We start from the raw sequence: 11,735 nt of genomic DNA on the forward strand, positions 1-11,735 counted from the left end.
GCCGCTTGTGCCGCGCTTGTGGCGCCGCACCGGGAACGCCCGTCGGCGGCATCGGCCCAAGCCGCGGACAAGGGCGCGTTGGCACGGTGCGGCGACGGCCACCCGCGCCGTCCGCGTATCCCCGCCGCCCGAGGAGGACCGAAGGTGACCAGGTTGCTCGATGCCCCGCTCGACCTGCTGGCGATCGCGCCGCATCCGGACGACTTCGCCGAGGCGGCGTGTGCGGGCATGGACCCGGAGACGTTCTTCCCGGTCTCGGACGGCCACGCCTCCTCCGCCCAGGTGGCGCACGCGAAGGCGGTCTGCGCGCCGTGCCCGGTGCGGCGGCGCTGCCTGCGCGAGGCGCTGCGGCTGGGCGACACCGAGGGGATCTGGGGCGGCCTGACCGCGGCCGAACGCCGGGAGATGAGCCTGCTGCTGCGTCACTCCGGGCTCTCCGCGGCGGAGCTGGTGAGCCGGGTGCTGGCCGGGCAGCAGGAGACCATCCCGCGCCGCCAGGTGCCCGCCACCGTCGCCGCCCTGCTGCTGCGCGGCTGGAGCGACCCGCAGATCGCCGCCCGGCTCGGCATCGGCACCCACGCGGTCCGCCGGGTCCGCGGCGCGACGACGCTGCTGGAGCACCTGCGCGCCTCCGCCTGAGCAGGCCCTGGTGCCGCCCGCCGGGACGGGTGGCCGAGGGGCTCCGGGACGTCACAAGAGCCGCGCAAGTCGGATCGAGCAGCCTGCGAGCCGAAACCAAGAGCGGCGAAAGGACACGGCGTGACTGCCAACGATCGGACCAGTGGCACGGGCGGTGGTCGGCGGACCTCGGAGCTGAGGGTCCGGCACCGGGTGATCCACGGCCACCGGATCGCGTTCCGGATGGCCGGCAAGGGCCCGGTGCTGCTGCTCATCCACGGCATCGGGGACACCTCCGACACCTGGGCGGACGTGCTGCCCGGGCTGGCCCAGCACTACCGCGTGGTGGTGCCGGACCTGCTCGGCCACGGCAGCTCCGCGCGGCCCCGCGCCGACTACTCGGTGCCGGGCTTCGCCAACTGCATGCGCGACCTGATCTCGGTGCTCGGCATCGAGCGGGCCACCCTGGTCGGGCACTCGCTCGGCGGCGGGGTGGCGATGCAGTTCGCCTACCAGTTCCCGGAGCGCTGCGAGCGGCTGGTGCTGGTCGGCACGGGCGGCGTCGGCCGCCAGGTGACCCCGCTGCTGCGGGCGGCGACGCTGCCGGGTGCGGGGGCGCTGCTGGCGGCGCTGCGGGTCCCGGGCATGCACCTGCCCTTCCAGGTGGGGGTGCGGCTCATGCAGTTGTTCGACTTCGGGCTCGGTCTCGACGCCCCCGACCTGCTGCGGGTCGTGGACGCGTTGCCGGACGGCAGCGCCCGCAGCGCCTTCGTGCGCACCCTGCGCTCGGTGGTGGACTGGCGCGGCCAGGTCGACACGCTGATGGACCGCTGTTACCTGACCCAGGGCATGCCGACGCTGCTGGTCTGGGGTGACCGCGACCAGGTGGTGCCCGCCGCGCACGCGGGCCTGGCGCACATGTCGATGCCCGGCAGCCGGCTCGCGGTCTTCGAGAACACCGGCCACTTCCCGTTCCGCAGCGACCCGCAGCGGTTCGTCAACCTGGTGCACGAGTTCGTCAGGGACACCGAGCCGGCCTCGTTCAGCCCGGAGGAGTGGCGGGCGATGCTGCGCACCCGGCGGCCGCACGCGCGCGGCGAGGAGCGTCGCGCTCGCCTGCACGCCGTCGGCTGAGCCGTCGAACGCCTGAACGTGGCACGCAAGCCCGGTTTAAGGCCCTTGGCCGAGTATCGGAGCACATGGGGGAAACGCCACCCCCTGCCTGTCGTCTACCCGACAAAGGGGATGACCTTGCCCAGCAACGAGAACTTCCCGACGTTCACGGATCTGGTACGGCACCGCGTCGCGGAGCACCCGGAGCGGGACGCCTACATCTTCCTGCACGACTCCAGCGACAACCAGGAGCCCGAGCACCTCACCTACGCCGGGCTGGACCTCGAGGCCCGCCGGCTGGGGTCCTGGCTCCAGGGGCGCGAACTGTTCGGCGAGCGCGTGCTGATGCTCTACAACCACGGCCTCGCGTTCTCCAAGGCCTTCGCCGGCTGCCTGTACGCGGGCGCCGTGGCGGTGCCCTCGCCGCTGCCCGGCGGGCACGGCCAGGCCTTCTCGCGGGTCACCGGCATCGTCCGCGACGCCGGGGTGCGGGTGGTGCTCACCGACCGGGCCAACGTCGACGACGTGACGGACTGGCTGGAGGCCGAGGGCCTGAGCGAGGAGGTCGAGTGCCTGGCGACCGACACGCCCGACTACGGCGACGCGGACGCCTGGACGCCGCCGCCGCTCGGTCCCGAGGACCTGGCCTTCCTGCAGTACACCTCGGGCTCGACCAGCGACCCCAAGGGCGTCATGGTCTCGCACCGCAACCTGCTGGCCAACGAGGAGTGCCTGGTCGAGATCCTCGGCACCACCCCCGGCGGCACGCTGGGCTCCTGGCTGCCGTACTTCCACGACATGGGCCTGATCGGCTTCATCCTGCAGGCGCCCTACCAGGGTTCGACCCTGGTGCAGATGTCGCCGGTCTCGTTCCTGAAGCGGCCGCACCGCTGGCTGGAGATGATCTCCGAGTACCGGGTCGAGGTCTGCGGCGGTCCCAACTTCGCCTACGACCTGTGCACCCGCAGGATCACCGACGCGCAGCTGGCGGGCCTGGACCTGTCCTGCTGGAAGTCGGCGCTCAACGGTGCCGAGCCGATCCGCGCCGCCTCCATCCACGCGTTCGCCGAGCGCTTCGCCGCCGTCGGTTTCGACCGGGGCGCGCTGCACCCCGGCTACGGCATGGCGGAGACCACGCTCGGCGTGACCGGCTCCGTCCGCGGCGTCGAACCGATCGTCCGCGCCGCCTCGGCGGCCGAGCTGGAGAACAACCGCCTGGCCGACGCGGCCGAGGGCGAGTCCTCCCGCTCCGTCGTCAGCTGCGGCCGCGTCGTCGGCTTCGACCTGCGCATCGTCGACCCCGAGTCGCACGAGGAGCTGCCCGAGGGTGGCGTCGGCGAGATCTGGGTGCGCGGCGAGAGCGTCGCCCGGGGCTACTGGAACCGTGACGAGGTCAACCGGGAGACCTTCGGCGCCCACACCACCTCCGGCGCGGGCCCGTTCCTGCGCACCGGCGACCTCGGCGCGCTGCTGGAGGGCGAGCTGTACGTCACCGGGCGGCGCAAGGAGGTCCTGATCTTCCAGGGCCGCAACGTCTACCCGCAGGACGTGGAGCAGGTCGTCCAGGGCTTCAACCCGCTGCTGGGGCAGGGCCCCGGCTCGGTGTTCACCGTGCCGGTGGGCGGCCGCGAGGTGGCCGTGGTGGTCCAGGAGATCCGCAACGCCGGCCCGGACACCGACCTGGAGTCGCTGGCGCAGTCGGTCCAGTGGGGCGTCTCGCGCGAGTTCGACGTGCCGGTCGGTGGCGTGCTGCTGGCCAAGCCGGGGACGGTGCGCAAGACCACCAGCGGCAAGATCCAGCGCTCGCTCATGCAGAAGCTGTTCCTGGACGGCAAGTTGGAGGGCATCCAGGAGGTGCTGAGCCCCGAGGTGGCGGCCCGGATCGGACGTCCCGTGCCGGTCGGCGCACCGGCCTGAACGCGACGGACCGGACCGGAGCCAGGACAGGAGGGGAACCCTGATGACCACCACGGCTCACACCCCGGGCGCCGCTGCGGCGGCACCGGACGCGGAGGCGCGCGTCGCCGCCGTGGAGGCGGCCTTCGGGGACCCGTGGGACCCGGAGAACCCGGTGGGCCACGCGGCCCTGCTGGCCGCCGACGCGGACCGACGGGTCCTGCCCGAGGCTGAACGGGCGCTGGACCGCTTCGGTCTCGGCGCCGAGCTGGTGCCGACCGCGCTGGGCGGCCGGATGGACCGCGTCGACACGGTCGCCCGTGTGCTGCGCCACGTCTTCCGCCGGGACGCCTCGGTCGGCGTCGGCCACGCGCTGATGTCGCTGATGGCGTCGGTGCACGTGTGGAACGCCGGCACGGAGCTCCAGCGACAGGAGACGGCGCGGCTGCTGCTCGGCGGCGGCCGGATGACCAACGCCTACCACGAGGTCGCCCACAGCAACCTGCTGCTGCGCGACGAGTACGAGGCGTGGCCGCGGGGCTCGGGCTACCTCCTGTCCGGCCGCAAGCGGGTGATCTTCAACGGCACCCGGGCCGACGCGCTGACCCTGGTGTGCCGCACCGGCGGCACGGGGCTGCGGTCCCACTCCGTGCTGCTGGTGCGGCGCGAGGGGCTCGACCCGTCCGCCGTCTCCGAGCTGCCGCGGCAGGAGACCCTCGGGGTGCGCTCCTGCCACACCGCCGGGCTCGGCTTCCGGGCCTGCTTCGTGGACCGTTCCGCGCTGCTGGGCGCGGAGGGCGACGGGGTCGAGCTGTCCCTGCGCTCGTTCCAGGTCGTGCGTGCCGTCGCCGCCTCGGCGGTGATCGGCGTCGCCGACACGGCGCTGCGCACCGCGGTGCGCACGGCGCTCGCGTCAGGACAGACCAGGGAGCGCCCCTGGCAGACCCTGACCGGCGGCTTCGCCGACCTGCTGCTGTGCGACGCGTTCGCCCTGGCCGGCACCCGGGCGACGCACCTGCTGCCCGGGCGGACCAGCGTGTACGCGGCGGCCGTCAAGTACCTGGTGCCCCGGGTGCTGACGCAGACGCTTAACGACCTCTCCTCGGTCCTCGGCGAGCACCTCTTCGACCGCGAGGGGGAGTCCGGCTTCTTCCAGAAGACGGTGCGCGACCTCCCGGTGGTGAGCCTCGGCCACTCCGGCAGCGCCGCCTGCCAGGCCACCCTGGTCCCGCAGCTGCGCCGGCTCGCCTCCGGCTGGCTGCGCACCGCCCCGGCGCCGCAGCGGCTGTTCCGGCCGCACGGCGACCTGCCCGGGCTGCCCGGGGCCGAACGCCTGCTGCTGGCGGCCCCGGACGACCCGGTCGCCTCCTGGCTCGACCTGGCGCCCGAGGGCCCGTTGCGGCCGCTCGCGGCCGCGCTGCGGGCGGAGTTCGAGGAGCTGCGCGCCCGCTGCCTGGAGCTTCCGGCCGACGTCACCGACCTGCGGGCCTTCCCGCTGACCGACCGTTACGCGCTGCTGCTGGCGGGCGCCGCGGTCGTGGCCGTGCACACGGCCTGCGCCGAGGGGCCGTCCGGGGCCGGGGACGCGTTCCTGGCCGACCCCGCGTGGGCGGCCCTCGCCCTCACCCGGATCGCCCGCCGGCTCGAACTGCCGGTGCCCGACCCCGCCCCGGAGTGGTCCGAGACCCTCCGGCGCGAACTCCACGACCGCTACACCCTTCCGCGCAGCTTCGACCTGTACGCGACGCCGGTCGCGGGCTGACCAACCGAGGAGTGACCAGTCATGACCCAAGCCGCCAAGGCCCGCAACGAGGTGACGCTGCGCCGGTGGATCACCGAGCGGGTGGCGCTCTACCTGGAGAGGGACCCCGCCGCCATCTCCCTGTCCGTCCCGCTGGCGACGTACGGCCTCGACTCGGTCGTCGCCCTCAGCCTCTGCGGTGACATCGAGGAGGAGTACGGCGTCGAGCTGGAACCGACCGTCGCCTGGGACTACCCCACCGTCGAGGCCCTCGCCGACCACCTGGGCGACCAGATCGCGGGGAGCGCCGCCCGATGACCGACATCGCCATCGTCGGGCTGGACTGCCGGTTCCCCGGCGCGCCCGACGCCGGAGCCTACTGGGACCTGCTGATGCGGGCCGGGGACGGCGGCGCCGAGGTGCCGCCGGACCGCTGGACCGCCGCCGACTGGTACGACCCGGCCGGGGCGCCGGGCCGCACCAACACCACCCGGGGCGGCTTCCTGGCCGACCCCGGAGTGTTCGACAGCGAGTTCTTCGCCGTCTCGCCGCGCGAGGCCGGTGCCATGGACCCGCAGCAGCGGCTCTTCCTGCAGACGGTGTGGCGCGCCCTGGAGGACGGCGGCATCCCGCCGCACCGCCTGGCCGACACCGCCACCGGCGTCTACGTCGGGGTGATGGCCAACGAGTGGGGCCAACTGCACCTGGGCGACTACGCCAAGGTCACCGCCCAGACCGGGGCGGGCAACGGCTACTGCATGGTGGCCAACCGGATCTCCTACCACCTGAACCTCAAGGGGCCGAGCCTGGCGGTGGACACCGCCTGCTCCTCCTCGCTGGTCGCGGTGCACCTGGCGGTCAACGCCCTGCTCTCGGGCGAGGTCGACCACGCGGTGGCGGGCGGCGTGAACCTCCAGCTCACCCCGGCCCTGGGCATCTTCTACACCCAGGCGGGCCTCTCCGCGCCCGACGGACGCTGCAAGCCGTTCAGCTCCGCCTCCGACGGCATCGGCCGCGGCGACGGCGTCGGCGCCGTGGTGCTGCGCCGCCTGGAGGACGCCCTGGTCGACGGCCAGCAGGTGTACGCGGTGATCCGCGGCAGCGCCGTCAACCAGGACGGCCGCAGCAACGGCCTGACCGCGCCCAGCCGCTGGGCGCAGCAGGAGGTGCTGGCGGCGGCCCTGCGCCGGGCCGGGACCGACCCGGAGCGGGTCGACTTCATCGAGACGCACGGCACCGGCACGGTGCTCGGCGACATGATCGAGACCAAGGCGCTGGGCCACGTCTACGGGGCCGAGCGGGAGCAGCCCTGCGCCATCGGCTCGGTCAAGGGCAACATCGGCCACACCGAGGCCGCCGCCGGCATCGCCGGGCTGATCAAGGTGGCCCTGTCGCTGCATCACCGCATCGTCCCGGCCAGTCCGTTCGCCACCCGGGAGAACCACAAGCTGGCCCTGCGCTCGCACGGGCTGCGGCTGCTGAAGACGCCGATGCGGCTGCCCTCGGGCGAGGTGCTGGCCGGGCTGAGCAGCTTCGGCATGGGCGGCACCAACGCCCACGCGGTGCTGGCCTCCGCCCCCACGCGGGCCCGCCGACCGCTGCCGACCGGCGAGGAACCGGAGACCCCGGTGGTCTTCACGCTCAGTGCCAACAACCTCGACGGGCTGCGCCGCAACGTCGCGGCGCAGGCGGAGTGGCTGGAGCGCCGCAAGCAGGAGCCGGTGGGCCCGCTGGCCTGGAGCAGCAACCAGATCAAGTCCACGCTGCCGCAGCGCTTCGCCGTGGTCGCGCGGAACACCGGAGAGCTGGCCCGCAAGCTCGCCGAGGCGGCGCGGGACCCCGAGGAGCTCGCCGCACGGTCCCACCACCCGGAGGGACGCCACCAGGTGGCCTTCCTCTTCACCGGGCAGGGCGCGCAGTTCCCGGCGATGACCCGCAGGCTCTACCAGGAGTCCCCCCTGTACCGGGGTTTCCTCGACGAGGCCGACGAGGCGCTGCGGCCGCACCTGGGCCGGTCGGTGCGCGACCTGGTCTTCGCCACCGACGAGCGGGTGATCCACCGCACCGGCAACACGCAGCCCGCGCTGTTCGCCGTCGGCTACGCCATGGCCCGCACCCTGACCAGTCTTGGCGTGGAACCCTCCGCCGTCCTCGGCCACAGCATCGGCGAGTTCGCCGCCGCCGTCACCGCGGGCGTGCTCTCCCTGGACGACACGGCCTGGCTGGTCTCGGCACGCGGCCAGCTGATGCAGCAGCTGCCCGCCGGGGGCGGGATGACGGCCGTGCGGGCCGGCGTCGAGGAGATCGAGGACCTGGTCGCCGAGGAGCCGCTGGTCGACGTGGCCGCCCTGAACGGGCCGACCGCGACGGTGCTCTCCGGTGAGCTGGAGGCGCTGGAGCGGATCGCGCGGGCGCTGCGCCGCCGCGGCATCGACGCGACCGGACTGCGGGTCTCGCACGCCTTCCACTCCACGCTGATGAGCCCGATGGTGCCGGAGTTCAGCCGGGTCGCCTCGGCCACCCGGCCCAGGGCGCCGCGCATCCCGCTCTACTCCACGCTGCTGGGCCGCGCCATCGACCAGGAGACGATGGACGGCGAGTACTGGGTCAACCACGCCGTCCAGCCGGTGCGTTTCGCCGACGCCGTCCGCGACCTGGTCAAGGACGGGCCGCGACTGCTGATCGAGATCGGGCCCAAGCCGGTGCTCACCTCGCTGGTGCGCAAGCTGCGCCTCGCCGAGGACCTGGTCTGCCTCCACCCCGCCACCGGTGAGGACGCGGGCGGCAAGGAGCTGGCGGAGGCCGTCGGCGAGCTCTTCCTGGCCGGGATCGACCCCGTCTGGGCGGGCCTGTACCCGGAGCAGGACCGGCGGTTGCAGCGGCTGCACCCCTACGAGTTCTCCACCCGGCGCCGCTACTGGAACCTGCCCACGGCGGTCCCGGTGGCCACCGCGCCGCAGACCGAGGAGCCGGCGCTCGCCGGCGAGGGGGAGGCCGCGGGCGCGAGCACGAAGGCCGTCCTGCCCGCCGACACCGACCGGGTCTCCCACGCGGTGATCACCGCCATCGCCGAGACCGGCGGCTACGAGCCGGGCGAGATCGCGCTGCGCTCCCGCCTCTACGAGGACCTGGGCCTGGACTCGGTGCAGGTGATGCAGCTCAAGGCGCGGGTCGAGACCGCGCTGCCGGAGCTGCCGGAGTTCACCGTCCAGCAGCTCCTGCCGCACCTGGCCACCGTCGGCGCGCTGGTCACCTTCCTGCGCGAGCACAGCCTGCGTGAGCCCGGCCTGCGCGAGCACAGCCTGCGCGAGCCGAGCAACGCCGAAACACCCCAGGCACGTTGACGTCCACCGCAGTTCTGGAAGTTCTGGAAGGAAGGCCGCGACCATGACCGCCGCCAAGGCGTACATCGCCGCCGTCGGGACCGCCCTGCCGGGCGCTCCCGTCGACAACCAGCACCTCGCCGACCGCTTCGGCATCGACGCGGACTGGATCGAGTTGTTCATCGGGACGAAGACCCGTCACTTCGCGGTCGACCTGGAGACCAAGGAGCAGCAGCACACCCTCGCCGACCTCGCCGCGCAGGCGGGCGCCAAGGCGCTCGCCGCCTCCGGGCTGGAGCCCGAGGACATCGGCTTCGTGGTGCTGGGCACGGCCACGCCGGACGCGCTGATGCCGGCCACCGTCAACCTCGTCGCCGACAAGCTGGGCCTGGACCAGCTGCCCACCTACCAGCTCCAGTCCGGCTGCGCCGGCGCGGTGCAGGCGCTCGACCTCGGCTACGCGCTGGTCAGCAGCGGGCTGCATCGCAACGGCCTGGTGCTGGGCGGTGACGTCTGCGCCAAGCACCTGCCGCTGGACCAGGACTTCGCCTCGATGCCGGCCTCCGAGCTGGTCAACTTCGTGCTCTTCGGCGACGGCGCCGGGGCCGCGGTGCTCACCTCCGAGCCGGTCGGCGCGCGGCTGGCCCTGCACCGGGTGCTCAACCGGCTGACGGGCCTGGGCCGCGAGCCCGGCCAGACCGTCGAGTGGTTCGGCGCCAACGACCGGGACTCGGGCAAGCAGCCGATCCGCGAGGACTACAAGGCGATCGAGGGCGCGGTGCCGGTGATGACCGGCGAGGTCGTCTGGGAGCTGCTGGACGAGCTGGGCTGGTCCGACACCGACCTGGACTACCTGCTGCCGCCGCAGCTCTCCGGCCGGATGACCGAGCGGATCGTGGCCTCGCTCGACCTGCCCGGCGTCACCGAGGTCTCCTGCGTCGCGGACACCGGCAACACCAGCAACGCCCTGCCGTTCATGCAGCTCGCCCGACTGCTGGAGCGCGCCGAGCCGGGCCAGAAGGCCATCGGTGTGGCCGTCGAGTCGAGCAAGTGGATCAAGGCCGGCTACGCCCTGGAAAAGGTCTGAGGAGCTGATCAGTCGCCATGACCGACACACAGACGAAGACGAACCTCGCTCCGCTGGAGCAGATCCGGGCCTGGAACGCCGAGAAGCGCCTGGTCGAGGAGTACCCGCAGGTGCTCTCGCTGATCCGGCTGCTCGACCCGGCCGCCCGCGCCTCCGTCGGCCAGCTGCTGGCCCGCCTGGACGCCGAGGAGGTCCAGCGTCTGCACCCGCAGACGCCGGCTTTGACCGCGGCGATCACCGGCCACTCCACGCTGGCCGCGCTGGTCGCCCCGCTCACCGGTGAACTCGCCCGACACGGCGTGCTGCTGCGCCCCCGTGTCTCGGACTACGACGCCTACGCCCGCGAGCTGCGCGACCCGGTCAGCGAGGTCTACCTGCCCGGCACCGACCTGGTGCTGTGCGTGCTGGACGCCGAGGCGCTCCTGGACGACCTCCCCTCGCCCTGGCGGGTCGAGCACGCCGAGCAGGCCCTGCGCGCCAAGCTGGCCCAGCTCGACGCGCTGGCCGGCGTCTACGCGGCCCACGGCGGCGGCACGCTGGTGCTGAACACGGCGACGTTGCTGACCAGGTTCACCCACCAGCTGGTCGACCTGCGCTCCCGGGCCCGGCTCGGCGCCGCCTGGCGCGAGTTCAACGCGGGCCTGCTGCGGCTGGGCGACACGCACGCCAACACCCTGGTCCTGGACCTGGAACCGCTGGTCGCCGCCGGTGGACCGGTGGCCGACGCCCGGCTCAGCGTCTACGTGAAGGCCCGGCTGTCCGAGGAGACGCTCTCCGCGTACGCCGTCGAGGTCGGCCACCTGGCACGGGCGCTGACCGGGCGCTCGAAGAAGGTCCTGGTGCTGGACGCGGACAACACCCTGTGGGACGGCATCCTCGGCGACGACGGCCCGGAGGGCATCGCGGTGGGCGGCAGCTTCCGCGGGGAGGCCTTCGCCGCCTTCCAGAAGGTCTGCCGGCAGATCGGCTCGCAGGGCGTGCTGCTCGCCGTGTGCAGCAAGAACGACCGGGAGCCGGTGCTCGGCGTGCTGCGCGAGCACCCCGAGATGGTGCTGCGCGAGGGCGACTTCGTCAACGTCACCGCCAACTGGCAGCCCAAGGACGAGAACCTCAAGGCGCTCGCGGCCCGGCTGAACCTCGGCGCCGACAGCTTCGTCTTCGCCGACGACAGCCCCTACGAGTGCGGCCTGGTCGAGGCCGGGGTCCCCGGTGTCGCCGTGGTCCGGCTGGACGACGAGCCCGCGCTGCACGTGGAACGGCTGCTCGTGGACGGCTGGTTCGACGTGCGGGAGCTGACCGACGCGGACCGCGGCCGGGCCGAGCAGTACCGGGTCGAGGAGCTGCGCCAGGAGTTCCTGGACAGCGCGGGCTCCACCGAGGAGTACCTGGCCGGGCTCGGTGTGACGGTCAGGTTCGGGCCGCCCGAGGGCCTGGAGGTCACCAGGGTCGCCCAGATCACCCAGCGCACCAACCAGTTCAACCTGACCACCCGGCGCCTCCAGCCGGAGACGGTCCGCGAGCGGATGGCGGACCCGGCCTGGCTGGTGCTGGCGATCCGCTCGGGCGACCGCTTCGGCGACAACGGCACCGTCGGCGCCGTCTTCGCCGAGATCCGCGAGGATGGCCTGCACCTGGACAACTTCCTGCTCAGTTGCCGGGTCTTCGCCCGCGGCATCGAGCAGGCCTGCACCGCCGCCCTGCTGCGGGCCGCGCGCGACGCGGGCCTGCCGGCGGTGTGGGGCGAGTACCGGCCCACCGCCAAGAACCACCGGATGCGGGAGTTCTACCCCGACCTCGGCTTCGCCGACGCCGGGGAGAGCGACGGGGGTCTGCTCTTCCGTCACCCGCTCCAGGACGTCGAGCCCGCTCCGGCCCACGTCACGCTCGACGCCGACCTGTCCGGCCTCGACGGCCCCGACGCGGCCACCCACCCGATCGCCTCCAGGAACTGAGGGAC

General features: G+C 73.5%; 8 protein-coding genes. All 8 read left to right on the forward strand.

Features of this window, described 5'->3' with window-relative positions; genetic code table 11:
- Positions 1-144 precede the first annotated feature (144 nt).
- The 8 genes from ABH931_RS01645 (at position 145) to ABH931_RS01680 (ending at position 11,730) form a co-directional block, all read left to right on the forward strand.
- Positions 145-639 carry a WhiB family transcriptional regulator gene (locus ABH931_RS01645; RefSeq protein ID WP_370109068.1) on the forward strand — a complete coding sequence of 165 codons (495 nt, stop codon included), beginning with the start codon at positions 145-147 and terminating at the stop codon, positions 637-639.
- A gap of 120 nt (positions 640-759) precedes the next feature.
- The gene (locus tag ABH931_RS01650) at positions 760-1,752 is read left to right on the forward strand and encodes an alpha/beta fold hydrolase (RefSeq protein ID WP_370109070.1); all 993 of its coding nucleotides are present in this window, start codon (positions 760-762) and stop codon (positions 1,750-1,752) included.
- A gap of 111 nt (positions 1,753-1,863) precedes the next feature.
- Positions 1,864-3,648, forward strand: coding sequence for a fatty acyl-AMP ligase (locus ABH931_RS01655; protein WP_370109071.1), 1,785 nt, complete (start codon positions 1,864-1,866; stop codon positions 3,646-3,648).
- Positions 3,649-3,691: 43 nt separating this feature from the next.
- Entirely contained in the window at positions 3,692-5,389 is a 1,698-nt protein-coding gene (locus tag ABH931_RS01660; protein WP_370109073.1) for an acyl-CoA dehydrogenase, read from the forward strand.
- A gap of 21 nt (positions 5,390-5,410) precedes the next feature.
- Entirely contained in the window at positions 5,411-5,686 is a 276-nt protein-coding gene (locus ABH931_RS01665) for an acyl carrier protein (protein ID WP_370109075.1), read from the forward strand.
- Entirely contained in the window at positions 5,683-8,712 is a 3,030-nt protein-coding gene (locus ABH931_RS01670; protein ID WP_370109077.1) for a type I polyketide synthase, read from the forward strand. The genes ABH931_RS01665 and ABH931_RS01670 overlap by 4 nt, the downstream gene beginning before the upstream one ends.
- Positions 8,713-8,755: 43 nt before the next feature.
- Positions 8,756-9,778, forward strand: coding sequence for a 3-oxoacyl-[acyl-carrier-protein] synthase III C-terminal domain-containing protein (locus ABH931_RS01675; protein WP_370109079.1), 1,023 nt, complete (start codon positions 8,756-8,758; stop codon positions 9,776-9,778).
- Positions 9,779-9,795: 17 nt separating this feature from the next.
- Positions 9,796-11,730 (forward strand): HAD-IIIC family phosphatase, encoded by a 1,935-nt coding sequence (locus ABH931_RS01680; RefSeq protein ID WP_370109080.1) that lies wholly within the window; start codon positions 9,796-9,798, stop codon positions 11,728-11,730.
- The last annotated feature ends 5 nt before the right edge of the window (positions 11,731-11,735 follow it).

Origin of the sequence: Streptacidiphilus sp. MAP12-33, assembly GCF_041261265.1 — a bacterium.
In the GTDB taxonomy this organism is placed as follows: domain Bacteria; phylum Actinomycetota; class Actinomycetes; order Streptomycetales; family Streptomycetaceae; genus Streptacidiphilus.

Excerpts from the sequence above, each read along its gene's own strand:
- ABH931_RS01655 (WP_370109071.1), top strand. The coding sequence starts at position 1,864 with ATGACCTTGCCCAGCAACGAGAACTTCCCGACGTTCACGGATCTGGTA.
- ABH931_RS01660 (WP_370109073.1), top strand. The coding sequence starts at position 3,692 with ATGACCACCACGGCTCACACCCCGGGCGCCGCTGCGGCGGCACCGGAC.
- ABH931_RS01665 (WP_370109075.1), top strand. The coding sequence starts at position 5,411 with ATGACCCAAGCCGCCAAGGCCCGCAACGAGGTGACGCTGCGCCGGTGG.
- ABH931_RS01670 (WP_370109077.1), top strand. The coding sequence starts at position 5,683 with ATGACCGACATCGCCATCGTCGGGCTGGACTGCCGGTTCCCCGGCGCG.
- ABH931_RS01675 (WP_370109079.1), top strand. The coding sequence starts at position 8,756 with ATGACCGCCGCCAAGGCGTACATCGCCGCCGTCGGGACCGCCCTGCCG.
- ABH931_RS01680 (WP_370109080.1), top strand. The coding sequence starts at position 9,796 with ATGACCGACACACAGACGAAGACGAACCTCGCTCCGCTGGAGCAGATC.